Consider the following 24,327-nt stretch of genomic DNA (forward strand, 5'->3'; position numbering starts at 1 on the left):
TTTCCGTCATTCTTATACTAATAATGTTGGTTCTTCCAATTATCATGAATAACTTAGACACTCAGGAAACTTTTATTGAAAAATGGTATGGAACACTTCAATTACAAATGGTATTTTTACTTATTTTAATACCGAGTATGGTTTCATATGTTTGGAAGGGGTATCTTCAATCTTTTGAAAGAGCAGTCATCCTACTAAAATTGACAAATAGGTCGATGTATATAGTTGGAAAAATCGTAGCAGTTATTCTTTTTGTTTCAGTGTATCTATTTTTCTTCTACATAGTTTTTTTTATATTTTATGTAAATAAAGTTCCTATTAGCATTCTATTAATTACATTGTTTCAAGTCTTCCTTTCTATTTTCTACAGCATTACCTTTAGCTTTTTCATTTCCTTTTATTTGAAACGTACTGTATATCTACACATTTTACTAATAATATATTTGGTATTCAGCATTTATTTAAATTCTCCTTATTTTTCTATATGGTTCAATCCTGATTTTATACAACATCAAATGACTGACCTGCTATTTAATGTAAAGAGAGGTATTTTTCTAAGTATTGGCATACTATTTATGTTTGGAAATGTGTTGCTATTTAAAAGAAGGGTGAATGACAAATGAGAGATATCTTTTTATTTTGGTCGAAAGTGGTCTTACGAAGTGATTATTTGTTGACTTATTATACTATCGTCATTCTATTATGTATCTCTCAGTATTTCTTTACAGTCAGTGATGCTCAAGCATTGATTCCTTTATATGGGATTTTTTCAAGTGTATTAACGATTCAAATTATAACTTTGCATCAAAGATATCATGTAGAGAAAATTTTAATGATTTCCCCAATATCGAATGGAAAGCTTTTATTATGGCAATGGGTTTTCAGCTTTATTCTGACCACCCCTGCAATTATGTTACTAGTTGGTTTTGTAAAGTTTGTATATGTAGAGACACCAATATATAAAATTCTACTTATCGTTTTTATTTTTCAGCTATTTACTATATCCATTCCATTTTTGATGGCAACAATTTTTAAAAGTCAAGCAGTGTCTATAATTTTAATTGTCATCATTTATTTTTTATTAATGCTAATGCATGGTTATAGACTAGAAACGATTCAATATTTAGCTCCAACTCTTAACTTTATGTATCCAGATTTTATTCATTACTTAAATGTTATAGGTGTTTTATCCGTTTGTTTGTGTTCTATATCGTTCGCGATTTTATTCAGCAGGAAGGCCACCAATAAAACGGAAAAGTGGGTTGCTGGAATTATGACCAGTATGATGCTTTTCGTTCTATTAAGCTTACATTTTTATAATGGATATAAAGAAGAAGAGCTGTCAAATAAGCCTTATCAAAATTATCAATATAACGGGCTTACTGTCCAATACAAAGGTGTAAGTATAGAAAAAATGAAGAATTATGCGAATGTTTATAAAGACATTACTCAAATAATGGAGAGCTTTGGTGTCAACAACATTCCGTATCACACGCTGAAAATAACGAGGGTTTTTAGCCTTCCAGATAACAATAGTTTAGAAAATATTATTAGTAGCTCTGGCGACATCATTGAAATACGCCCGTATTCTAATAAATTTTTTGAATTTAACTATGGCTATAATATTACAGAAGACATGATAAATACATTAATGAATGAACAGTGGGAAAACAAGGAACAAACTAATTGCTATGAGGTTTTAAAAAGAACAATTGAGCAAAAGGTTATATACACAAATAAAAGCATGCTCTTTAGTGAGGCGAAAAAGAAGTCAGTAGAAAATTTGTTCATAAGTAATGAAAAAGATCCGTATATGGAAAAGTTTCTACATATATTACAGGAAGAACCGAAAAATGCTTATCTGTATATCAAAAGGTTATAAGAAAACCTTAACTAAATCAGGGAGACAGAGTATTATTTCATGAAAATATTAGGTGAGGTATTTAAGTATACAAAGCCATACAAAGCAAAATTATTTCAAGTAAATATTTTGATGGGCATTTCTATGATTTTAAGTATAGTACACCCCCTTTTATTTGGTAAATTTATTGATTCTATAACAGTAAAAGACCTCAATTCAGCATTCATAATTATAGTGTTTATGGCTTTTTTGTTTCTTTTTAATTTATTTTTTAAAGTAATCCAAAAATATTATTTAACGAAATTTGCCTGCTATCTACAAATGGACATTAAGTTAAAGATAATAAAAAGAATCATGGCTATGGACATGGATGAGTATCAATTAAAAGCAAAAGGTGAACTGATGAATAAAATAGAAAATGATACAAAGGCATTTTCTGAAGTAGTATCAGAGTTTTTAAATATTGTTGTAGATTTTATCAGCATAATAATTGTGTTAGTAATATTGATAAATCTTAATTTTATTTTAGCTAGTATTTTATTCATAGCTTGTCCTTTAGCACTTATCATTTTTAAATATTATGGAAGAAAAATAAGGATGATGGATACTGCCATCAAAAAAGATTTAGATTCTTATTTAACCTATTTGGGAGAATTACTGTCATCATTTAAATTATTTAAGATATTTAATACTGAGATAAACGCAATAGATAACTATCAAAAGAAAATTACCTTATTATACAAAAATACTCTTGATAAAATGCGTTTAAGTATAAAATCAGCATCAATAATAGAATTAATAAACTTTACAAGTTATTTGATTATCCTTATTATAGGTGCCTACTTTATTTATAAAGGAAGCCTCACGTTAGGAGTATTAATAGCATTCACTACCTATGCCAATAACTTTAGTCAGTCATTTTTAAGATTTTCTCAACTAAATTCATTTTTACAAGAAGCAATTGTGTCTGTAAATAGAGTAAAAAACTTAATGCAAGACAATAAATATCATCTAAAGAAATTAGAAGTACCTGACTATGTAAATTCTTCGCATCATTTTAGAAAAGATAAAATAGTATTACGGAATGTAAGCTTTACCTATACTAATGCATTATCTCCAGTTTTAGAAAATATAAATCTCCAAATACCTTTGAAGAAAATTGTATTGATTAAGGGAGAAAGCGGATCAGGTAAATCGACATTATTGAATATATTATCAGGTTTATACATTAATTATCAGGGTGAAATATTTCTATCCAATCAAAATATTAGATATATTCCTATTGATGTTTATAGAAAAAGGGTATGTTTGGTAACGCAAGAGCATTTTATAATGACAGGGACAATAAGGGAAAATTTGTTATTAGCAAAGCCGAATGCAACGGACGAAGAATTAATTCAAATTTGTAAAATGGTTAACATTTATTCATATATAGAAACGTTGGACTATAAATTTGAAACTCTTATAGGGCATAACGGGCTTGAATTATCTACTGGGCAACAGCAAAGACTTTCAATAGCAAGATCGCTTCTAAGAGATGCGGATATCTATTTGTTTGACGAGATTACTTCTGCGCTTGATAAAGACAATCAAATAAATATAGAAACATTACTTTTATATTTAAATAAAGAAAAACAAAAGACTGTTATATTGGTTACTCATCACCCTGTTTTAATAAGTGAAGCAGATAAAATTTTTGAAGTTGATAAGCATCAAGTGAATGAGAGGGATTCATTAGTTGTTACAAGCTCTTGATAAGCCTATATTGTTTGAATAGGTGGTGTTACTAAGTTAACACTCAAAAAATTTTTTCCTCTTGACACTAAAAAAGTTGTAAAGTAGATTTAACATAATTACATAAAAGCAATAGGTGCCCACTAGGGAGAATAGGGAATAAAGTGAAAAGCTTTAGCGGACCCGCCACTGTATAAGGGAATTTCATAGTGTATGCCACTAGCAAATTGCTGGGAAGGTACTATGAGGTGTTGAACTTGAGCCAGGAGACCTGCCTACATGCTTTAGAAGATATAGATGATGGAAAAGTCTGTAGTTTATTTGTCATGACAATAAACTACAGACTTTTTATTTTGTCTTAATGAGAACGAGAGGAGAAATAATCATGCAATTATTACAAGACACGATTCAAAACATTCAGGGGGCTGATATGAAAAGTATGGAGCAAGCCAGAAAGCGGATTGATGCGCTTTGTAAGCCCCCAGGTAGCTTGGGTAAACTAGAATCACTTGCCGTACAGCTCTCTGGTATAACAGGACAATTATATCCGATGGTCGACAAAAAAGTGATGATTGTCTGTGCTGCAGATCATGGTGTTTGCGAGGAAGGTGTAACCACGAATCCACAAGATGTTACGGTCTTTCAAACATTAAATTTTCCTAAGGGGGGTACAGGCGTTTGTGCGATTGCTGGCATTACCAATGCAAAGGTGGTCACAGTAGATGTTGGGGTAAAAGGAGATATTCCACTTGATGCAGGTGTCCTTATTCATAAAATTAAATATGGTACAGATAACATGGCACAAGGTCCCGCTATGACCAAACAAGAAGCCATTCAATCGATAGAAGTAGGAATCCGTGTGGCCACTGAGGAAATCATAAAAGGTGCTGATGTACTTGGGACTGGAGAAATGGGCATCGGCAATACAACACCAAGTGCTGCGATATTAGCTGTTTTGACGGGATGCAACCCTATCGAAGTAACGGGGTTTGGTGCAGGAGTAGGCCAAGGAGGCATTGCCTATAAAGCGGCAGTTATTGAAAAAGCAATTACCTTAAATAAGCCTAATCCAAATGATGTTATTGATGTTCTGGCTAAGGTTGGAGGGTTAGAGATAGGGTCGATGACAGGTATTATTCTTGGCGCAGCTGCCCATCTTAAACCCGTTGTCATTGATGGATTTATTTCGACTATAGCCGCCCTCATTGCTTATAAGCTCGAACCAAAAGTAATCGATTATATCATTCCTTCCCATGCTTCAGAGGAACCAGGGGCAAAAATTGCCGCTGCCTTACTAGGCATTGAACCAATGTTGCACATGAATATGCGTTTAGGCGAAGGTTCTGGAGCAGCCTTAGCCTTTCCTATTTTAGATGCAGCTTGCTCGATGATGAAAAACATGGTGACTTTAGAAGAATCAATGCAGTTGTTAAAAAGATAAAAACAATAAAACAGCCAATGACTTAATTTTTGGTCATTGGCTGAATGGTATTTATGCACGATTTAATTTTCGTAATGGCAAGCGCCACTTCATCATATAGGAAAGAATACGTAAAGCTGTAATTACTGCGAATAAAATATAAAGGAAAATATCCCCTGTAAAAACCTCGAAGCCGATTAACAATCCAGCAAGAGCTGCCCAAACCCCATAAACTTCATCACGGAGAACTAATGGTTTTCTTCTAGCTAATAAATCTCGTACAATTCCACCACCTGAACCTGTCAAAACAGCAGCTACAATGACTGCGCTTACTGGCATATCAAGCTTGACAGCATAGAGTGCGCCTTGAATTGCGAATGCTGATAAGCCAATCGCATCTGTGAAGTTACCCCAACGATGCCAATGTTGAATCAGATGATGGGGAAAAATAAAGAATATCGTAATCGCAGCAAGCGCTATTTGAAACATCATATCCTGTCCCCAAAGTGTTGTGACAGGTAGTCCAATGAGTAAATTTCGGATAGCTCCTCCACCAAAAGCAGTCACAATACCAAGTATATATACACCGAATAAATCGTATTCTTCTTCCATGGCAATAATTGCCCCCGAAATAGCAAAGGCAATTGTTCCTATAATACTAAAAACCTCCCAAGCCATCCCTTTCACCCCTTCTATCAATAAATAAACTTTTTTAAAAGTTAAAAGACTTTTTACGTAACAGAATCTATGAATTTAATAGCCAAAATCGGTCATTAAATACGCTTCTTGAAATGAGTCCGCACATTAGCTTAGCGTAAAATGCCCTTAGAAACAATAGGCAAGTTTTACAGGTGCACATACAAATTGATAAAATGTGATTAAAATAAAGAAAAACATTCGTCAAAAGCGTTCATATAACAGTAGTTGGTTAGGGAATTCTAGAGTGATTGAAGTCAATTTAGATAGTCAATAAATCTTACTGATTGAAATGCGAGACATTATGAAATGGAGAAGAAAGAATGACGTTTACATCAAAGTTATCAACAGAAACGCTATCGTTAGCGGAAAAAGTAGAGGAACAAGTTCGGCCTTATCATGCCAAGGTAGAAGAAATGGCGTTCTACAATCAGCAGAAGGTGCTAGCAGCTTTCAGAAAGCATCAAGTAAGTGATTATCATTTACATCCAACAAACGGCTATGGCTATGATGATGAGGGACGGGATAATCTAGAGCGTGTTTATGCAGAAGTATTTGGTGCAGAGGCAGCCATAGTTCGACCACAAATTATTTCAGGGACACATGCAATTACGCTTAGTCTATTCGGTATTTTACGTCCTGGTGATGAGCTGCTTTATATTTCTGGTCAGCCATATGATACATTGCAATCCATTGTCGATGGTGGTGAAAAAGATACAGGTTCACTGAAAGATTATAAAATCGGTTATCGACATGTGGATTTACTAGATAATCAGGTTATTGATTGGGCAGGTGTCGAGGCTGCTATTACAGCACAAACCAAAATGATCGCGATTCAGCGTTCAAAAGGCTATGCAACACGTCCATCCTTTACAATAGAAGAAATTGCAGATATGTGTGTAAAGGTACGTAAAATAGCCCCGAAAGCTGTTATTTTTGTAGATAACTGCTATGGCGAGTTTGTAGAGGCACAGGAACCTACAGAGGTCGGTGCTGACTTAATGGCAGGCTCGCTCATTAAAAATCCAGGTGGAGGCTTGGCTAAAATTGGTGGCTATATTGCTGGCCGAGCAGATTTAGTGGAGAAATGTGCCTATCGTATGACTTCTCCAGGTATTGGAGCAGAAGCGGGGGCCACATTAAATACACTAGGTGATTTTTATCAAGGATTTTTCCTGGCACCCCATGTTGTATCGCAAGCACTTAAAGGGGCGATATTTACAGCTGCAATGCTCGATGAAATTGGCATGAGTACTACTCCGAGCTATCATGCGAAGCGTACAGATTTAATTCAATCAGTATCTTTTCAAACAGCACAACAAATGATTGACTTTTGTCGCGAAATACAAGCGAACTCACCGATAAATGCCCATTATGCTCCTGAACCAGCCTATATGCCAGGCTATGAAGATGATGTCATCATGGCGGCTGGAACATTTATTCAGGGGTCCAGCATTGAGCTAACAGCGGATGGCCCAATACGACCGCCATATACAGCATTTATCCAGGGTGGATTAACATATGAACACGTTAAATTTGCTATATGCAGTGCGGTTCAAGCCATTCAAAAAGCATAACAAGACAATAGATAAAGCCTAAATATGAAGAGTTTTTTACAATTTTTAATCAGATTGAAAAAAATAGTGCCATTCATGTTAGATAACCTTACATGGTTGGTTGACAGTAAAAAAAATTCGTTATATGATAAGCGGGTATTGGAGGAGGACTTAAATGAGTCGTGAAATTAGACGAACTATGCCGTTATTATCGATGAGTATCGTGATGCAATTAACAGAGCTTTCGGCAAGACAAATTCGTTATTATGAAGAACACCATTTAATTGAGCCGCACCGAACAGAAGGCAATCGACGTATGTTTTCACTAAATGACGTCGATATATTGCTTGAGGTTAAAGACTACTTAGAACAGGGTATGAATATGGCGAAGATTAAAAAAATATTTGCTAAAAAGAAAAATCCTGTTGCAACAACTGATGAGCAAGATTTAAGTGATTCAGAATTACGCCAAATTATGCGCGAAGAAATGCGTCAAGCACAGCGCATGCAAAAATCGTCCATCCGAAGAGGGGATTTATCTCGATTCTATTAATAAATAGGGTAGGGTAAACATAAAAGCTAGACAAATTATAGGAGTGTGGAAAACTGTGGGTAAATACACAAAAGAGGACATTAAACGTCTCATCGAAGAAAAAAACGTAAGCTTTATTCGTTTACAATTTACAGATATTCTTGGCACTATCAAAAATGTTGAGATTCCTGTAAGTCAATTAGACAAAGCACTGGAAAATAAAATGATGTTTGATGGCTCATCTATTGAAGGTTTCGTTCGAATCGAAGAATCTGATATGTATTTATATCCTGATCTTGATACTTTCGTAGTATTCCCTTGGACTTCTGAAAAAGGGAAAGTAGCACGTTTTATCTGTGATGTATACACTGCGAAAGGCGAACCGTTTGCTGGTGACCCACGTAACAACCTAAAACGAATTCTTAAAAAAATGGAAGAAATGGGCTTCTCAAGCTTCAATTTAGGGCCTGAGCCAGAATTCTTCTTATTCAAATTAGATGCAAAAGGCGAACCAACATTAGAAGTAAATGACCATGGTGGTTATTTCGATTTAGCGCCAACAGACCTTGGTGAAAATTGCCGTCGTGATATCGTGTTAGAGCTAGAAGAAATGGGCTTTGAAATTGAAGCATCACACCATGAGGTAGCTCCAGGACAACACGAAATCGACTTTAAATATGCGGATGCTGTTACTGCGTGTGATAACATCCAAACATTCAAATTAGTGGTTAAAACAATCGCTCGTAAACATGGCTTACACGCTACATTTATGCCAAAACCACTATTTGGTGAAGCGGGCTCTGGTATGCACTTTAACGTGTCACTATTTAAAGGCAAAGAAAATGCGTTCTATGATGAATCTACAGAATTAGGTCTTTCTGAAACAGCTATGCAATTCATGGCGGGTGTTCTTGCACACGTACAAGGTTTCACAGCTGTAACAAACCCAACAGTTAACTCTTATAAACGTCTAGTACCAGGTTATGAAGCACCATGTTATGTAGCATGGTCTGCACAAAACCGTTCACCATTAATTCGTATTCCATCTGCACGTGGCCTTTCAACTCGTGTTGAAGTACGCTCTGTAGACCCTTCTGCAAACCCATATTTAGCGATGGCAGTTATTTTAGAAGCAGGTCTTGAAGGTATTCGTCAAAGCCTAACACCACCTGCTGCTATTAACCGCAACATCTATGTGATGTCGGAAGAAGAGCGTCAAGCAAATGGTATTGAAAACCTACCTGCAGCACTTGATGATGCACTAACATTACTTGCTAAAGATCAAGTAGCACAGGAAGCATTAGGTGAGCATATTTATGCAAACTTTAAAGAAGCAAAAGAAATCGAGTTCGATATGTACCGTACAACTGTTCATCAATGGGAACGCGATCAATATTTAAAAATGTATTAATCATAAAGATACCGAGTGCCTGATAAAGGGTACTCGGTTTTTTTCTGAACATATTAGGAACGATGGGGTCATATGATAACCCCATCGTTATTTTAGTATTAGCGCATATGTTTATGATGGTGTGGCATATGGCAAGGGTTAGGTGGCATACCGCACATTGTATGTGTTTCACAGCATTCATTCACGACAGATTCTGTGCATGGGAAATAATACTGATGATCAATCATATGTTTGTTCACTGTTGTAACATGTGCAGGTTGTACGTGTGGAACAACTGTATGGATATAATTTGTGCGTACATATTGCTCTGGTGGTAAAAATTGTGGTGGATCATATTGCATGGGCATCATTTGTGGCGGACAGCAGTGTGGACCTTTTGCCGGATGGCGTCTTCGTTGAAACATGTTATTACCTCCTGTTTTGATAAGTTGTAGTTCATTATTAAGATATGAGATATACGTCGATAGGGTCTATTTATTTGCCTATTAATGCATAGGTAAATCTAACAAGTAACTAAAATAGTAGAAAATCTATAATCAATTTGCCTACGTCTTTGAGTGAAATGAAAGCATGACATATTGTTGAAAAAAGATGATGTTAACGGCAGGAAAACCAATTTCGCAGGGCGAGGTGTTTTCCTTTCCAAAGGGCATAAGTTCTCCTCGATCATGTGCAAAACTTTTTTCATACTAACAGTAGAGAACAAAATAGCACATATTTTCGAAGTGAAGAAGTAACGAGTCTAACAGCCATCCACTTGCTTGTTTTTCAACACAATGAGTAGGTTTTAGTTTTATTAAAATAACGTTCTTCCTCGCGTCATTAGCTTATTGGTTAAATGTCATGAAATTTTAAAATAAATTTTTATTAAAAAAGTATGTTTTTTGAAAAAATAGATATTGTCAATAAAACAATCGTACAGTATACTCTTTAATTGATAATGATTATCGTTGTCGATTATTTCTTAGGAGGAAATGTATGCCAAAATTATCACTGCAAAAAAAGAACTTTTTTGTACTTTTCACACTACTATTAACCTTCGCGTTATTATTAGTTGGGTGTGGGGAGAAAACATCGAACTCCAGTAGTTCACAAGAGAACGACAAAGCAGAAGAAAGCAACACTGAATCAGCATCTTCTAGTCGTGAGATTACACATGCAATGGGTACTACAACGATTGAAGGCACACCTACAAAAATCGTTACACTATATCAAGGCGCAACAGATGTTGCAGTTGCTATGGGCATTAAACCAGTTGGGGTAGTAGAATCTTGGGCAGAAGCGCCTGTTTATAATTATATGAAGAATGAGCTTGATGGCGTTGCGATTGTAGGACAAGAAACACAACCAAACCTTGAAGAAATTGCAAAGCTTAAACCAGATTTAATTATTGCTTCTAAAGTACGTCATGAAGAAATTTATGATCAGTTATCGCAGATTGCACCAACAGTTGCTCATGAAACGGTTTTCGATTTCAAAGGAACAGCTGAAATGATGGGTCAAGCAATGAATCAAGAAGATAAGGTGAATGAATTACTTGGCGATTGGGCTACACGAGTAGCTGATTTCCAAAAAAAAATCAAAGAGAAGCTTGGCGATAAATGGCCATTCCATGTTTCTGTTGTCAACTTCAGAGCAGACCATGCTCGTATTTATGTGACAGGTTATGCGGGTTCTATTTTATCTGAGCTTGGATTCCAAGGTCCTAAAAATTTAACAGATGATTCTTTAGAAATTGTGAAGCTAACTGACAAGGAAAGCATCACACAAATGAATGCTGATGTTATTTATATGTTTATGGAAAATGATGAGACAGTGAAAAAAACTTATGAAGATTGGACAAACCATCCACTTTGGAAAGAGCTTGACGCAGTGAAAGCGAATCAAGTTTATCAGGTAGATGAAATTAATTGGAATCTAGCAGGTGGTATTACTAGTGCTAATTTAATGCTAGATGATATTTATGACAAGTTTGAATTAGAAAAATAATGAATGAAGGATGGGCTGTTAAAAGTGTTAGAGAATACTTGAATAACAGCCCTCTCATTGTAGTGTTTGAGCATAATAGAAACCTACAAAAGCTAAATCGTGGATCAAGAAAGTTGGCATAACATGAGAATTATTCTTTCCAGTACACCGATGAAACAAATAGGTTTATTCATCAGCTGTTTGATTCTTTTGCTGGCATTTATATTCAGCATAGCTATTGGTCAAACGTCCATACCTTTTTCGTCAATCTATGATGCTATTTTTCATTTTGATGCTGCTAACAAGGAGCATGTCATTATTCGAACATCTAGATTTACAAGAGCTGTGATCGCTACAGTAGTTGGCGCAAGCCTTGCCATTGCGGGCGCATTAATGCGAGCATTAACAAGAAATCCTTTAGCAGCTCCTGATATTTTAGGTATTAATGCAGGGGCCATATTTTTTATTGTCAGTGCTATTACTCTTTTTTCCGTTCAATCTTTAATGAGCTATATGTGGATTGCCTTTTTAGGGGCAGGTGCAGCGGGGGCGATGGTTTTTTTCCTAGGCTCATTAGGAAGAGATGGGTTAACACCGATAAAAATAGTATTAGCTGGTGCAGCGATTACAGCTCTATTTGTCTCGTTTACGCAGGGGCTTTTAGTCATCGATGAACAAGGTTTACAAAGTGTCCTGTTTTGGTTAGCGGGTTCTGTATCGGGGCGTAGTATTGAAATGCTCGTGCCTGTCTTACCGTTTATTTTAGGAGTGACAGTTGTGGCAATATTTATGGGGCGTTCAATCAATATTTTACAATCAGGAGATGATATTGCCAAAGGATTAGGACAACGAACAATGATTACGAAAATCACGCTAGGCATAATTATTATCATACTGGCAGGCAGTTCAGTAGCTGTTGCAGGTTCAATAGGCTTTATTGGCTTGATTGTCCCTCATATGGCGCTCCATCTTGTTGGCACGGATTATCGCTGGATTATTCCCTACAGTGCCGTGTTGGGAGCAATATTGCTACTGTTGGCTGATATTGCGGCAAGATATGTGATTATGCCATTGGAAATGCCGATTGGTGTCATGACAGCCTTAATCGGAGCTCCTTTCTTCATTTATATTGCACGAAAGGGGTTAGCAAAAAATGCCTAATTATGTGTCGGTTCGAACGAAAACTAATCGTATATCTTTTCAAATTGCTAAAAGAACGGCTTGGATTCTACTACTATTAAGCTTATTATTAGTCCTCATTACGGTTCTTGGTTTATCTGCGGGGAGCGAGTTTATCCATCCTGTCACAGTGGTGAAAGAATTATTAGGCTATGGCAATGGAGATTACGATTTTGTCTTACATACATTAAGGCTCCCGCGTGTCTTAATGGCCTTATTAGTTGGTGCTGCGCTGGGAGTTGCCGGTTTAATTTTACAAGGAATTATCCGTAACCCTCTTGCTGCCCCAGATATTATTGGTGTAACGAGTGGAGCATCGATGGGGGCAATTATTTTTATCGTGTACTTTATGGGCTCAGTCAGTATTCAATTTTTACCGTTAGCTGCTATATTAGGTGCTGGTATTGTCTCCTTCATCATTTATCTACTATCATGGAGAAAAGGAGTCACACCCATTCGGATGGTACTAATTGGAATTGGTATCTCAGCCTTAGCAAAGGCGGTTGTGACGATGCTGCTTGTAATCAGTAATGTAGCCGCTACAACGAAAGCCTATTTATGGCTGACAGGTAGTTTGTATGGGGCCAATATGCAGGATGTCTATTTGCTATTACCGTGGCTAGTCATTTTAGTGCCACTAACATTTATTTTAGCAAGAACGGTGAATGTGAAGGAATTAGGCGATGAAATAGCGATAGGGCTAGGAGTAAAAGTACAAGTGTATCGATTACTTTTTCTACTCATTAGTGTCATGCTAGCTGGTTCTGCAGTAGCTTTTGCTGGTGGCATTGCCTTTGTTGGATTAGTGGCTCCTCATATGAGCAGAATGCTTGTTGGGCGTTCCTTTGCAGGATTAATTCCTGTGACAGCTATTATAGGTGGAATCATTGTCATTCTGGCTGATATGGTGGCACGCACAGCCTTTTTACCAAAGGACTTACCTACAGGAGTCTTTACTGCTGCAATTGGCGCACCATTCTTTATTTATTTATTATTTAGAACGCGCAATCAATAAAGCTTCATGATAAAAAAATTAAAAGCAGGAGAAGAAGGTGACAGGGTTTTGAAAAATGTCTTAGAAGCACAAAATTTACATGTAAGTTATGGAGAAAATCTTATTTTAGAGGATTTGAATCTTCAAATACCAAAAGGAAAAATTACAGTACTAGTTGGGGCCAACGGTTGTGGAAAATCTACACTACTTCGGACATTTGCACGACTACAAAAAGCGAAGTCGGGTGAAATTTTTTTAGATCAGAATAAACTAGATGCCATTTCAACGAAAGAAGTGGCGAAACGTTTAGCTATTCTGCCGCAGGGCCCTGTTGCACCAGAAGGATTAACTGTTCAGCAATTGATTAAGCAAGGTCGTTATCCACACCAAAGTTGGTTAAAACAATGGTCTACGGAGGATGAAGAAATTGTAAACAATGCGCTTGCAGTAACGCAGATGACTGAATTTGCTGATCGCCCAGTAGATGCATTGTCAGGTGGTCAGCGGCAACGTGTATGGATTGCTATGACATTGGCTCAAAAAACAGATCTAATTTTACTAGATGAACCTACTACATATTTAGATATGGCTCATCAAGTAGAAATTTTAGATTTACTATTTGATTTAAATGAAAATGAAGGGCGTACCGTCGTTATGGTATTACACGATTTAAACTTAGCCTGTCGCTATGCCCATCATATTGTGGCTGTGCGTAATAAACAGGTTTATGCCCAAGGCAAGCCAGAGGAAGTGGTGACAGAAGAGATGGTCCAGGCTGTTTTTCGTATGGATTGTACCATTATTAAAGACCCGCTCTTTGGTACACCTTTATGTGTGCCACATGGCAAGGGGCGAACAGTTCAAACAGTGGAATTAGAGGAGGTAGGGATCTGTTGAGCCTATCACTGTCAGCTGAAGAAACATCCGTGTTACTAAGAGACTATCGATTGGCGATAGAGCCTGCAGTAGATGCTACATACTCTTTATATGCCAAAAATTTATTGGACAATGAACAAGCTCTAGATTATTTACAAAAGATTGCCCATTTCTTTCAATCGCCCTCTATCCTAGTTACGGCATCGTTATTTGCGAAGCGCTATAGCGTCTTAACGATAGCTTCAGCCTTCTATGCTATGTCCAGATACGATAAAGGACTACATTGCAGAATTGATAATATGTGGGTAGAAGCGGAATATACAAAACCTTGGCTTCCCAAAATTCGGCTAATCAATCGCACAGTGTCAATACCTACTGAAGACCGAGAAAAATGGCGTGATGAGGTTCTTAGAGAAATCTTTGCGAATAATTTAGCGAAGGTTTGGCAGTCATTGGCGGAAATAAGTAAAATTCCAAAAACAATCTTATGGGAAAACACAGCTATTTATGTGAATTGGCTCTATGAAACAAAAATAGGGGAAGGAGCCAGTGAGCAAGAAAAGGCCCGTATACAAGAGGATTATCATTATATTGTAAACCTAGCACCAGGCTCTATTTTTGGAGAAAGAAAAAATCCTTTGACGAACTATTGTGGTCCTAAAGTGACGATTATGGAATCGGAGCAACCTGTACGCTTGAGAAAAACATGTTGTTTCTATTATCATACCTCTGAAGAAGCAAATGATTTTTGTATCTCCTGTCCAAAAATAAAAAGATGATCATAACAACAAAATCTCTAACCACCAAAAGTGAGTAAACACTTATCATTTCATAAGTGTTTATTCACTTTTATGTTGGTTGTCAATACCTGCCAATAAATAAGGAATTGCAGGTTTGATAAATTCTTCAGGCTGTATCTCCTGATTGCTAGTTCTCCATTCTATAGAAGCGCCGTAGATTCCCCAGCTTAATATTACAGCAGTCATTTTTAGCGCTTCGTTCCCTGTCGCTGCATTTTGTTTCAATAACATTTTGTAAAAGATAATTTCAAGCTGCTCTCTAATAATTCGAGCAATTGTCTCTTCATAGCCTCGATGACAACGATTAGACAATGACTTTTGAAAATTAGTTATCGCTTTAAAGAGAATAAGGAAAGCTCCTTCATTAAGTTCGTTATGTTGTAGAAAGTCATCATTCAAATTAACTAATAATACTTCTGATAGGACCTTCTCTAACAAATCATATATATCTTCAAAGTGATAATAAAAAGTTGCACGATTAATCATGGCCTCTGTCGTAATATCCTTAACCGTTATATCCTTGAACTCTTTTTTACTAGAAAGTGCAATGAAAGAATCCATGATTAATTTACGAGTCCGTATAACACGAAGATCTGTCTTAGATGAGGTCATTACTTAGCACTCCTTTTTAAACAATTTCTTCAAAGTGTTGTATATACAACAATTCAAATAGATTATTGGTTTATTGATGATTTTATTATGAATAAAATACAACTGTAAGGCAAATAAGAGTGTTATATATTTATTTTTAATGAAAGTAAGAAAAGGGGATAGTCAATTGAAGAATCATCCAATGGTTTGTGATTTAGAGACAGGTGTATGTGGAGTAGCTGGCGAGGAGGAATTGGGGATAATTGATTTTAATCAACCAAAGAAATCCATTGAAGTATACTATGTAACTGATCCAATATGTTCTCATTGTTGGGCACTCGAACCCGTTCTTCGACGTTTTATCGAGCAGTACGGACACTATTTTAACTTTCATACGATTATGGGAGGATTACTAGAAAAATGGGGTGATGGTCCAGTAGACCCTGCTAATGGAATATCTGGACCTGCCGACGTTGTAGGACACTGGAGAGAAGTGGGAGAAAATTATCGCATGCCAATAGATGGAACAGTGATGATGAACAATCCAGTGCAATCATCCTATCCACCATCTCGTGTTTTTAAAGTGATTCAAAAAAATCAGCATGATGCTATAGCATTTGAATATTTGCGCAGAGCAAGAGAAGCGCTATTCGTATTCAATCAAAATATTGCAGATACATCCGTTATGATTGACATTGTAAATAGACTGGGGCTTGATGGAGCGGCTATTGTAAACGAATCAGAACAAACAAACGGGCAACCGTTATTAAATGAAGATTTTGACCTTGCAAGAAATCTAGGCGTAAGAGGATTTCCAACTATTATTATGATGAATGAAGATAATAAAGGGTTGAAAATTGTTGGTGGGCGTCCATTTGTAAACTATGTGGAAGGACTAAAACAGGTTCTCAATTTGGAAGAGCTGCAACCAAAGCAACAGCCATCTCTTTTAAGCTTGCTTGAAAAAGAAAAGCTTCTATTTTCGAAAGAAATTGAAGTCATGTATGATTTGGAAAAGTCAGAGGTTATATCTTATGTGAAAAAAGAGCTTTCATCAGAGCAATATGAAATGAAAGAAATACTCGGTGAATGTTATATTACTACTAAATAATGAGGAGAATGGCAATGACATACGTATTACAGGTAGATTTTAAATTGGATGGACCATTTGGTGATGAGATGACAGAAGCGTTTTCTGATTTAGCCAAAAGTATTTATGAAGAGGAAGGACTTTTGTGGAAAATTTGGACAGAGAGCCCTGAAACAAACGAAGCAGGCGGCATCTATCTATTCGAATCTAAACGCACAGCTGAACAATATATAGAAATGCATTCCAAAAGGCTAGCTGAATTTGGGATTACTACTATCAACGCAAAAATCTTTGCGATCAATTCAAAACTGACTGAAGTCACGAAAGGTCCAGTAAAACAATTAAAAAAATGCTGATGTATACTAGAATTGCTAGCTCATTCACAGGAGTCTAATTTCGAATTAAGAAGTTAGACTCTTTTATTTATGGATGTATAAAAATTCAGAATATTGCGAGGTTGAACCAAATGTGTTGTAGCGTTTACAATAGTTTTATAACACGTTAATGGTATAAAAACATGAATAATGTGAGTGTTATTCTATTTAATGCTCAATACTTCAAAGCTTTTAAAATAGTCCTATAACAGAAGGAGGGATGAGGTAGTGAATGAACACAACATATATTTGCTTGTATAGTAGTACAACGATGGATAAATAAATGTTTCTTATAAACACTATTTTAATTGTTGTAATGCAAAATACATAAATTATTGAGATTAAAAGAGATGAGGTTTTATAAAAAAATGAAAAAGTATTCTGTTGCTACATATTTTTACTTCATTATTCCGTCTTTAATTGGTATCTTTCTATTTATGACCCCCCTTTTAACAGAAGAGGGCTGGAAAGTGCCCATTGCCATACTAGCCAATGTTTTAGCGGGGATTGTGGCTCCGGTCATTAGCTATTTTACAATTATAATGTTTGCCATCTCTGCGATTGGTGCACTGATAGCGAAATTTATCCCTCGTAAAAATGCTAAAGAACCTAGTATTTTAGATTCATTGTTTTATGTTAATTGGTTTTGGACCATTACTCGTTTTATCGGTTTAGCCTTTGCTTCAATGGTGGTCTTTAATTTTGGACCTTCTGCCATTAATAATGAAAATACAGGTGGACTCCTAATGGATCCAAATGAGGGACTTGTGACGTTTTTATTTACCATTTTTTTGTTTGCTGGTTTCCTTTTACCATTTTTAACAAACTTCGGTTTACTTGAATTTTTCGGGACAATGATGGTGAAAATTATGCGGCCACTGTTTAAAAGTCCAGGGCGTTCTTCCATTGATGCTCTTACTTCATGGGTTGGTGATGGCACAATAGGTGTGTTAATGACAAGTAAACAATATGAGATGGGGAACTATACAAAAAAAGAAGCTGCGATTATTGCCACAAGTTTCTCAGTAGTGTCCATCACATTCTGTATCGTTGTGCTGGATACTGTGCATTTGGCACGCTATTTTATTCCTTATTATTTGACAGTAGTCCTTTGTGGAATTGTATTAGCCATTATTATGCCTCGAATCTATCCACTTGCGAAAAAAGAAGATACATATATAGATGGGACACCAGTAGATTATTCACGTGAGAAATTACCAGAGGGCTATAATTCTGTCTCACATGGCTTAGAAAATGCACTTGCTATTGCGCATGCAAATCGTGATCCTCGACAATTTTTCAAAGATGGCTCTAGAAATGTAATTGATTTATGGGTGGGTGTTGCCCCTATCGTTATGGCTTTTGGGACAATTGCCTTAATGCTTGCTGAATTTACAAGTATTTTTGTGATTTTAGGAAAACCATTCGAGCCAATTTTAACCGTCCTTGGCTTACCTGAAGCGGCTGAAGCAGCGCAAACAATGGTTGTTGGCTTTGCCGATATGTTTCTACCTTCTATTTTAGGGGCAGGGATTGAATCGGATGTTACTAGATTTGTTATTGCAGTTGTTTCTGTGTCACAGCTAATCTATATGTCTGAGGTAGGTGGACTTATTTTAGGTACAAAAATTCCATTGAAATTTTTGGATTTAGTCGTCTTATTTATACTACGTACGCTTATTTCTCTTCCAATTGCCGCATTGGTTGGTCACCTACTCTTCTAACTAAAATGCCAAGTCTTAAATGGACTTGGCATTTTTCATAAACAGATTGTGATCGATTTTCTTTAGACGTCTCCATAACGTCAGCATGTAGATAAAGAGTACTAAAATGATAAGATAGGCACTTAACATGGAGCCTGCCGTATTTCCCATAATGTTAAAGAAATTATTCAGTCCATGGAAAATAATTGTTACGATAATTGATTGACCTTCCAATACAAGTAAAGCTAGAACAAGGCCAACTAAAAGAGCATAGATGATTTGAAGAATCGTATCTTCTAGAGATTGGCCACCTAGTAATTGTAACGCATGTGTGACGCCAAACAATATACTAGAAATCCAGACAGCAGAAAAAGCCCCTTTTGCTAATAGCATGCGTAGCATAATGCCTCTAAATACAGACTCCTCAATAAACGCTACAATGAAAATTTGCATGATAAACATGACAACTAAATCACTAATAGATGTCATATTCAATCCTTTTGTGCTTACTAAGATGATGCCGAAAATAAGAAGAAGCGGTAAGGTGATGAAGAAATGATTCTTTTTAATAGGATAAAAGAAATATTCTCTCCATTTCTTTTTCGTCGCTATATATATGAAGAGACCTAATGCAAATGGGATTAACAGCGCAAACTGTAGAAAAGGGCTTAAAGGTTGTTTGATAGAAACAAAGGCACCATTTAAAACATAGAAAAATAGGAGTAGAGACTCTAAACCAATTATTTTTATCAACATTTTTGGGTTCATGTTATTATCTTCCTCCTATTCTATTTATACAGGATTTACAGAAACCTTTCGCATACTAGCTGAAATAACTAGATAGAGGAAAATACTAAAAACAAACATGCTCCCTAAAATCGCTAATATAGATGAATTGGCTAATAGTTGATACAACGGAGAATACCATTCAAAGATCACCATTAATATAGGTATTAATGCTAGGAAACCAATTAAGCTATAGCCTCCTAGTATGCCTAAACGATAAAAAACAACGTTAAGGAGAAGGCCAGAACTTAGACAAAATAAAAGCAAGACCGTATCCAATACTACTGTTTGTAAAAATGAATGGGTAATATCAAAAAATAAGATAGGGTGGATGATAATAATATCTTTGATATTGAATAGGGTAGAAACATAAGAAATGATTTGATGAGCACACGCAATAATCAAGGCACCGACCAGACTCCAGCTGATAAAAAATAGCCCGACATACAACATATATTGCTGACGACTTAATCCTAGCTTTAAAAAATAGGGTAAGGTTTTATTGAGAAGTTTTGTTGCCATCATACTGTAAAAAATATAAACAGGAATTGAAATAGTCATAGCAAATGATACATATTGACCAAAAAATGCATCTAAGAAAAATGACAAAAGCACAATCGAAAATAAAATGCTCCAAAAAATAATATTTTGCTTCTTATAGCTTTGAAATAAGATATAAAAACTGCCTTTCATCGTGTTCATCGCCCTGGCCTCACTTTCTGTTTACTTAAATAGACGAGCATATCTTGAAGAGAAACAGATTCAAGCGTAATGTTCTGATCTTCAATGGATTGACCATTTGCGAAGACAATAGCTGTCATCTCTTGCATAAATGTATGTTGATAGATTACTTGTAAATCCCCAATTGCTCTCTCAACATCTGAGGCATTGCCTTTTACAGCCACAATATGATCTCGCCATTCATCAGTGGTCTTTTGGAGCAAAAGTTCGCCCTCATGTAGAATGAAAATTTCCTCAAATAGCTCGCTCGCCTCATCGATTAAATGTGTAGATAGAATAAATAATCGCGGATTTTCTGTTTGCTGCTCAATTAACAAATCATAAAACATATTACGTGCGGCTACATCTAAACCGATATATGGTTCATCGAATATAGTTATAGCTGTACAACTTGCAAAGCCTGTAATAATTCCAAGTGCGGAGACCATCCCTTTTGAAAGGTTACGCACTTTATCTTTTGGATTCAGGGCGAATACTTGTAGCAGTTCCTGAGCTAGCTCCTCATCCCATTTTGGATAAAAGAAGCGATTGGCCTTTAATGTTTGGGCAATGGTCATTTCTTCTTGAAAGTTGCCACTTTCAGCCACAAAGCAAATATCACGTAATGTGGATGGGGCATTAAAGACATTTTCTCCGTTAACTAAAATTTCTCCGCTTGTTGTAGAGATGAGGCCTGATAATAAATTCAAAAAAGTTGTTTTGCCAGCACCATTGTGTCCTAAAAGGCCAATAATCTTTGGTCCTTCCATGGTGAAAGAGATATTTTTCAAAGCTGCTTTCTGTTTATAGGATTTCGTGACATTACTCACATTAATTTTCATTCATGATCCCCCTTGTATCAATTTTTGTAACTCTTCATCTGAAATGCCTAGACGTCTTGCTTCCTTTTTCAATGGTTCAATATGTTGCTGGACAAAGCTTTCTTTACGCTCAGTAATTAAAATATTTTTGGCGTCTTCATGGACAAACATACCGACACCTCTCTTTTTATAAATGACGCCCTTATCCACTAATTCATTCACGCCTTTCCCAGCAGTTGCAGGATTAATCTGGTATTCTTTTGCAAACTCATTTGTAGATGGAATGCGATCTTCAGGCTGTAGCTGTCCATCTAGAATGGCATCTTCTATTCTTTCACGTATTTGTTGGAAAATGGGCTTTTCGTTATTTAAAGAATGAATCACAATCCACCTCACTTGTTAGTTGGTTAATTACTTATGTAACTAACCATATAACTTGTGGCATCTATTGTCAATGACTTGAGAAAAAATGCACAAAAATTTTTACATAAAAAAACCTTCTCATTTTTGAGAGGGCTCTAAGTAAACTAAATAGATGAACATGTTATTCATGAAAAAGCTTCCTTCACTTTCTATGTTTGAAAATAGTTTGCATCACAAAATATTATCAAAAAATCCTAGTAACTTGGCGAGAATTCCATTTTTGCATATGTGTCACATAACCACTATGCATATACTGTGGCAAGAGGGGGGGAGGTGAGCTTTTATGAGAATTAATTGGAAGGTTCGTCTTCAACATATTCCATTTCTACTAGGGCTATTTTCATTGCTGCTCTTACTCGCACAACAAGTGGCTGCAATTTTTGGCTATGATTTTACAGGGGTGATGAGTGAGCAAATATCATCTATTTTAAATACAGTCTTGTCCATTCTTGTGTTAATGGGGGTCATTGTCGATCCAACCACACGGGGTACTAGTGATAGTGAACGTGCCTTAATGTATCGGAGACCGAGATAAAATGAACAAAAAGTGTAATTTTACAATAAGGATAAATATGTTATAATGTTAGAAAATTGATAAAGTGGGGAGGATGATTGAATGTCCCTTGAATTGGAGCGCAGAATTGCAAAGCTCGAGGAGGAAATGGCAGATTTACGTCAGGAGTTGTCAGTATTAAAAGGTTCGCAAAGAGCTGAAAAAATTAATACTCTTGATGCCAGACAGTCGATGATCAAGCAATCAGAACCAATTAAACCAAAACCAGTACTGGAGTCGAAGCCTATCCCGACTAAAGTAGCGGAAAAAGAAGTGCAACCACAGCCATCGATGGAGGAACGTGTTATGTGGGCACTTCCAAAAGTATTCATGGTTATTTTAGTAATGGGCGTACTTTGGGGTCTAAAACTTGTCAGTGACTATGGCTATTTATCGGATGGCGTGAAAATCATCCTTGCCTATGTACTATCGGTGGGATTGGCGGTTATAGCCTATGTACTAGAGCGTAGGAAAGTAGGCTCATCAGCTATAACGATTTCTTTATATGGTGGGGCATTTATTGTTGGTATTTTAACAACCGCAGCGAGTGCCATATTATATGAAATCATTGGTCTTATTCCAGCACTAGGCATTACGCTGCTTTATATTGGCTATGGTATTGCCATTAGCTATTTGAAGAAAAATGAAGCACTAACTGTTTTTGTTGCCTTTACATCATTATTACTACCTTACTTACTAGAATATATGGATTTTAGTGCTGTCATTATTTTATTATTTGTGGTCGTATTGTTTGCTGCATTGCAGTTAGTGATTTACCAGCACAAGCAAAAGCTAGCCCTTTATATCGCCACATTCTTTTCAGTGCTAGCAGTGAGTGTTATAGCATTTATGAATAGTGATCAGCAAGTAGTTTTTGCACTTGGCTTACTTGTGATTCTAGCAATCTTTTATGCAATATGGTGTTTACTGTATAACGCACAATCCAAATGGAAGCCACTTCACATTGGACTCCAATTTTCTTTAGGCTCATTTAGTTTATTACTGCTGAACCTAATCATTCGTTCTCTTGAAAATGGAGAAATGCTACTCCTCATTTTAATGGCTTTATTTGGCGCTGTAGCGTTTTATAGCTATCGTCAAAAATGGCAGGAGGTACTGGATAGTGCTGTGACACTTGTGTTTATCACCTTCTGTAATATGATACTTCTATTGAATATTCCGAATAAAGTGGATGATTTATTGTATCCTTTGATTGCATTTGCAGGCGTGATGATGAGCTTACGAATACGTGCAAGTATGATGAAGGTCGTTACTTCACTTTCCCTTGTGATGACATTTACACTAAACTTTGTTTTCCATGAACCAAGTCCATTTTTCAGCATCGATCATTTAAGCTTATTTATGCCAATCATCTATTTCATCATTATTTATTTATATGCAAGACGTCCTAAAGAGGCACTCTCACCTTTTGAAAAGGTCATGAAGGATTTGTATGTAATCGATATTTTAGCAGTGGTCACAGCTGGCTATTTCTTAGCCTATATTAGCAAGCTAGATGCCGTATACTTTACAGCCACAAATGACATTCCATATATAGTGTGTATCGTACTAGCTGTCTTATTTACTGGTTCTTTATTTGTAGAGGAAACTTACAAAGGACGTGCTTTAACGCCAGTACTTGGCGCATTTTTCCTACTTGTCTCCTTGATGATTAGTACTAGGGTGTCAATGTTGGAAAGCTTAAACACTATCACTAGATTAATTTATTTAGCAGTGGTTGTAGCGATTGTCGCTGATGTGCTTGTAAAAGGAATTATTTATCGATTGTACGAGGACCGTCTGGGGAAATATGTGGACGCCATTGTAAGTACGGGGATTGTGCTCACGATGATTTCAATATGGGGGCTGATCCATCAGTTTACGTTTAACAACGCCCTTGATTGGAAGCTAAGTATAGCTCTTACAACTATTACATTATTCTTAACTGCTAGTGTATCACTATGGATTAGTTCCACACATCATTTAAAAACATTGCGCACAACAGGCTTTATTATTTTAGTTATCGCATTTATTAAGCTAATTTTCTTTGACTTATCTGCCCTTGATTTACTGATTAGAGCTGTTCTATTTATTACCATTGGTGGTATTGGAATGCTATTGTCGGGTAGGTTGTTGAGGAAAAATGAATAGAATAAAGATATAATTGCTAGTAAAAGGTACTCATTAAATACAAAATACCAAAGCGTATACCTTTTATTGTAACGATGTTAAAAGGAAA

General features: G+C 36.2%; 23 protein-coding genes and 1 riboswitch. Of the genes, 16 read left to right on the forward strand and 7 right to left on the reverse strand.

All coding sequences use genetic code 11. The features are described 5' to 3' along the window. The first annotated feature begins 619 nt into the window (after positions 1–619). From L6W14_RS05470 to cobT, 3 genes are all read left to right on the forward strand, one after another. Complete coding sequence (locus L6W14_RS05470; RefSeq protein WP_131519481.1) at positions 620–1,882, forward strand: ABC transporter A family member; 1,263 nt, start codon at positions 620–622, stop codon at positions 1,880–1,882. A 39-nt stretch (positions 1,883–1,921) separates the two neighbouring features. Then, the gene (locus L6W14_RS05475; RefSeq protein WP_237899735.1) at positions 1,922–3,616 is read left to right on the forward strand and encodes an ABC transporter ATP-binding protein; all 1,695 of its coding nucleotides are present in this window, start codon (positions 1,922–1,924) and stop codon (positions 3,614–3,616) included. Between the two features lie 96 nt (positions 3,617–3,712). Then, a riboswitch (cobalamin riboswitch) is annotated at positions 3,713–3,889 on the forward strand. Positions 3,890–3,980: 91 nt separating this feature from the next. Further along, complete coding sequence (cobT, locus tag L6W14_RS05480) at positions 3,981–5,036, forward strand: nicotinate-nucleotide--dimethylbenzimidazole phosphoribosyltransferase (protein WP_131519483.1); 1,056 nt, start codon at positions 3,981–3,983, stop codon at positions 5,034–5,036. 51 nt (positions 5,037–5,087) lie between these two features. Here cobT and L6W14_RS05485 read toward each other — a convergent pair whose 3' ends face one another. Continuing rightward, on the reverse strand, positions 5,088–5,693 hold the full coding sequence (locus tag L6W14_RS05485; protein WP_004225816.1) for a trimeric intracellular cation channel family protein: 606 nt from the start codon (positions 5,691–5,693) through the stop codon (positions 5,088–5,090). A gap of 341 nt (positions 5,694–6,034) precedes the next feature. On the opposite strand from L6W14_RS05485, the gene L6W14_RS05490 reads away from it, so the two are divergent. The 3 genes from L6W14_RS05490 (at position 6,035) to glnA (ending at position 9,210) form a co-directional block, all read left to right on the forward strand. Then, positions 6,035–7,288: a methionine gamma-lyase family protein gene (locus L6W14_RS05490; protein WP_131519484.1), complete on the forward strand. Its 1,254-nt coding sequence runs from the start codon at positions 6,035–6,037 to the stop codon at positions 7,286–7,288. Positions 7,289–7,442: 154 nt separating this feature from the next. Next, positions 7,443–7,820 (forward strand): MerR family transcriptional regulator, encoded by a 378-nt coding sequence (locus tag L6W14_RS05495; protein ID WP_131519485.1) that lies wholly within the window; start codon positions 7,443–7,445, stop codon positions 7,818–7,820. A gap of 55 nt (positions 7,821–7,875) precedes the next feature. After that, positions 7,876–9,210: a type I glutamate--ammonia ligase gene (gene glnA / locus L6W14_RS05500; RefSeq protein ID WP_004225810.1), complete on the forward strand. Its 1,335-nt coding sequence runs from the start codon at positions 7,876–7,878 to the stop codon at positions 9,208–9,210. A 98-nt stretch (positions 9,211–9,308) separates the two neighbouring features. Here the strand turns inward: glnA and L6W14_RS05505 are convergent, their stop codons facing one another. Further along, a complete protein-coding gene (locus tag L6W14_RS05505; protein WP_016991980.1) occupies positions 9,309–9,614 on the reverse strand; it encodes a CotD family spore coat protein in 306 nt (101 codons plus the stop codon). Positions 9,615–10,188: 574 nt separating this feature from the next. On the opposite strand from L6W14_RS05505, the gene L6W14_RS05510 reads away from it, so the two are divergent. From L6W14_RS05510 to L6W14_RS05530, 5 genes are all read left to right on the forward strand, one after another. Further along, positions 10,189–11,199, forward strand: a complete 1,011-nt coding sequence (locus L6W14_RS05510) for an ABC transporter substrate-binding protein (protein ID WP_237899738.1) — start codon at positions 10,189–10,191, stop codon at positions 11,197–11,199. A 123-nt stretch (positions 11,200–11,322) separates the two neighbouring features. Further along, positions 11,323–12,339, forward strand: a complete 1,017-nt coding sequence (locus tag L6W14_RS05515; protein WP_131519487.1) for a FecCD family ABC transporter permease — start codon at positions 11,323–11,325, stop codon at positions 12,337–12,339. Continuing rightward, entirely contained in the window at positions 12,332–13,372 is a 1,041-nt protein-coding gene (locus tag L6W14_RS05520) for a FecCD family ABC transporter permease (RefSeq protein WP_131519488.1), read from the forward strand. Before L6W14_RS05515 ends, L6W14_RS05520 begins: the two co-directional genes overlap by 8 nt. A 48-nt stretch (positions 13,373–13,420) precedes the next feature. Further along, positions 13,421–14,248, forward strand: coding sequence for an ABC transporter ATP-binding protein (locus L6W14_RS05525; RefSeq protein WP_131519489.1), 828 nt, complete (start codon positions 13,421–13,423; stop codon positions 14,246–14,248). Further along, a complete protein-coding gene (locus L6W14_RS05530) occupies positions 14,245–15,006 on the forward strand; it encodes an IucA/IucC family C-terminal-domain containing protein (RefSeq protein WP_237899746.1) in 762 nt (253 codons plus the stop codon). The genes L6W14_RS05525 and L6W14_RS05530 overlap by 4 nt, the downstream gene beginning before the upstream one ends. Before the next feature lie 60 nt (positions 15,007–15,066). On the opposite strand, the gene L6W14_RS05535 is transcribed toward L6W14_RS05530, so the two are convergent. Beyond that, positions 15,067–15,639, reverse strand: a complete 573-nt coding sequence (locus tag L6W14_RS05535) for a TetR/AcrR family transcriptional regulator (RefSeq protein ID WP_131519491.1) — start codon at positions 15,637–15,639, stop codon at positions 15,067–15,069. 166 nt (positions 15,640–15,805) lie between these two features. Here L6W14_RS05535 and L6W14_RS05540 point away from each other — a divergent pair, with 166 nt between their 5' ends. From L6W14_RS05540 to L6W14_RS05550, 3 genes are all read left to right on the forward strand, one after another. Then, positions 15,806–16,729: a DsbA family protein gene (locus tag L6W14_RS05540; protein WP_237899748.1), complete on the forward strand. Its 924-nt coding sequence runs from the start codon at positions 15,806–15,808 to the stop codon at positions 16,727–16,729. Between the two features lie 14 nt (positions 16,730–16,743). After that, positions 16,744–17,064: a monooxygenase gene (locus L6W14_RS05545; protein ID WP_237899755.1), complete on the forward strand. Its 321-nt coding sequence runs from the start codon at positions 16,744–16,746 to the stop codon at positions 17,062–17,064. Between the two features lie 386 nt (positions 17,065–17,450). Further along, the gene (locus L6W14_RS05550) at positions 17,451–18,806 is read left to right on the forward strand and encodes a YjiH family protein (RefSeq protein ID WP_131519494.1); all 1,356 of its coding nucleotides are present in this window, start codon (positions 17,451–17,453) and stop codon (positions 18,804–18,806) included. Between the two features lie 15 nt (positions 18,807–18,821). Here the strand turns inward: L6W14_RS05550 and L6W14_RS05555 are convergent, their stop codons facing one another. The 4 genes from L6W14_RS05555 to L6W14_RS05570 are packed head-to-tail and all read right to left on the reverse strand — an operon-like array spanning position 18,822 to position 21,496. Beyond that, positions 18,822–19,553 (reverse strand): CPBP family intramembrane glutamic endopeptidase, encoded by a 732-nt coding sequence (locus tag L6W14_RS05555; protein ID WP_237899757.1) that lies wholly within the window; start codon positions 19,551–19,553, stop codon positions 18,822–18,824. A 24-nt stretch (positions 19,554–19,577) separates the two neighbouring features. Beyond that, positions 19,578–20,273, reverse strand: coding sequence for a hypothetical protein (locus L6W14_RS05560; protein ID WP_237899759.1), 696 nt, complete (start codon positions 20,271–20,273; stop codon positions 19,578–19,580). Continuing rightward, positions 20,270–21,133 carry an ABC transporter ATP-binding protein gene (locus L6W14_RS05565; protein WP_131519496.1) on the reverse strand — a complete coding sequence of 288 codons (864 nt, stop codon included), beginning with the start codon at positions 21,131–21,133 and terminating at the stop codon, positions 20,270–20,272. The genes L6W14_RS05560 and L6W14_RS05565 overlap by 4 nt, the downstream gene beginning before the upstream one ends. Beyond that, entirely contained in the window at positions 21,134–21,496 is a 363-nt protein-coding gene (locus tag L6W14_RS05570) for a GntR family transcriptional regulator (protein ID WP_237899766.1), read from the reverse strand. It abuts the gene before it with no gap. A 322-nt stretch (positions 21,497–21,818) separates the two neighbouring features. Here L6W14_RS05570 and L6W14_RS05575 point away from each other — a divergent pair, with 322 nt between their 5' ends. Together L6W14_RS05575 and L6W14_RS05580 are read left to right on the forward strand one after the other, a co-directional pair. Further along, positions 21,819–22,070: a phage holin gene (locus L6W14_RS05575; protein ID WP_131519498.1), complete on the forward strand. Its 252-nt coding sequence runs from the start codon at positions 21,819–21,821 to the stop codon at positions 22,068–22,070. A gap of 81 nt (positions 22,071–22,151) precedes the next feature. Next, entirely contained in the window at positions 22,152–24,239 is a 2,088-nt protein-coding gene (locus tag L6W14_RS05580; protein ID WP_237899768.1) for a DUF2339 domain-containing protein, read from the forward strand. Positions 24,240–24,327: the final 88 nt, after the last annotated feature.

The sequence above is a fragment of the Lysinibacillus sp. ACHW1.5 genome, assembly GCF_022014815.1.
GTDB lineage: Bacteria > Bacillota > Bacilli > Bacillales_A > Planococcaceae > Lysinibacillus > Lysinibacillus capsici.

Coding starts and splice junctions, on each gene's coding strand:
- L6W14_RS05470 (WP_131519481.1), top strand. CDS start 620: ATGAGAGATATCTTTTTATTTTGGTCGAAAGTGGTCTTACGAAGTGAT.
- L6W14_RS05475 (WP_237899735.1), top strand. CDS start 1,922: ATGAAAATATTAGGTGAGGTATTTAAGTATACAAAGCCATACAAAGCA.
- cobT (WP_131519483.1), top strand. CDS start 3,981: ATGCAATTATTACAAGACACGATTCAAAACATTCAGGGGGCTGATATG.
- L6W14_RS05485 (WP_004225816.1), bottom strand. CDS start 5,693: ATGGCTTGGGAGGTTTTTAGTATTATAGGAACAATTGCCTTTGCTATT.
- L6W14_RS05490 (WP_131519484.1), top strand. CDS start 6,035: ATGACGTTTACATCAAAGTTATCAACAGAAACGCTATCGTTAGCGGAA.
- L6W14_RS05495 (WP_131519485.1), top strand. CDS start 7,443: ATGAGTCGTGAAATTAGACGAACTATGCCGTTATTATCGATGAGTATC.
- L6W14_RS05505 (WP_016991980.1), bottom strand. CDS start 9,614: ATGTTTCAACGAAGACGCCATCCGGCAAAAGGTCCACACTGCTGTCCG.
- L6W14_RS05510 (WP_237899738.1), top strand. CDS start 10,189: ATGCCAAAATTATCACTGCAAAAAAAGAACTTTTTTGTACTTTTCACA.
- L6W14_RS05515 (WP_131519487.1), top strand. CDS start 11,323: ATGAGAATTATTCTTTCCAGTACACCGATGAAACAAATAGGTTTATTC.
- L6W14_RS05520 (WP_131519488.1), top strand. CDS start 12,332: ATGCCTAATTATGTGTCGGTTCGAACGAAAACTAATCGTATATCTTTT.
- L6W14_RS05535 (WP_131519491.1), bottom strand. CDS start 15,639: ATGACCTCATCTAAGACAGATCTTCGTGTTATACGGACTCGTAAATTA.
- L6W14_RS05545 (WP_237899755.1), top strand. CDS start 16,744: ATGACATACGTATTACAGGTAGATTTTAAATTGGATGGACCATTTGGT.
- L6W14_RS05550 (WP_131519494.1), top strand. CDS start 17,451: ATGAAAAAGTATTCTGTTGCTACATATTTTTACTTCATTATTCCGTCT.
- L6W14_RS05555 (WP_237899757.1), bottom strand. CDS start 19,553: ATGAACCCAAAAATGTTGATAAAAATAATTGGTTTAGAGTCTCTACTC.
- L6W14_RS05560 (WP_237899759.1), bottom strand. CDS start 20,273: ATGAACACGATGAAAGGCAGTTTTTATATCTTATTTCAAAGCTATAAG.
- L6W14_RS05565 (WP_131519496.1), bottom strand. CDS start 21,133: ATGAAAATTAATGTGAGTAATGTCACGAAATCCTATAAACAGAAAGCA.
- L6W14_RS05575 (WP_131519498.1), top strand. CDS start 21,819: ATGAGAATTAATTGGAAGGTTCGTCTTCAACATATTCCATTTCTACTA.
- L6W14_RS05580 (WP_237899768.1), top strand. CDS start 22,152: ATGTCCCTTGAATTGGAGCGCAGAATTGCAAAGCTCGAGGAGGAAATG.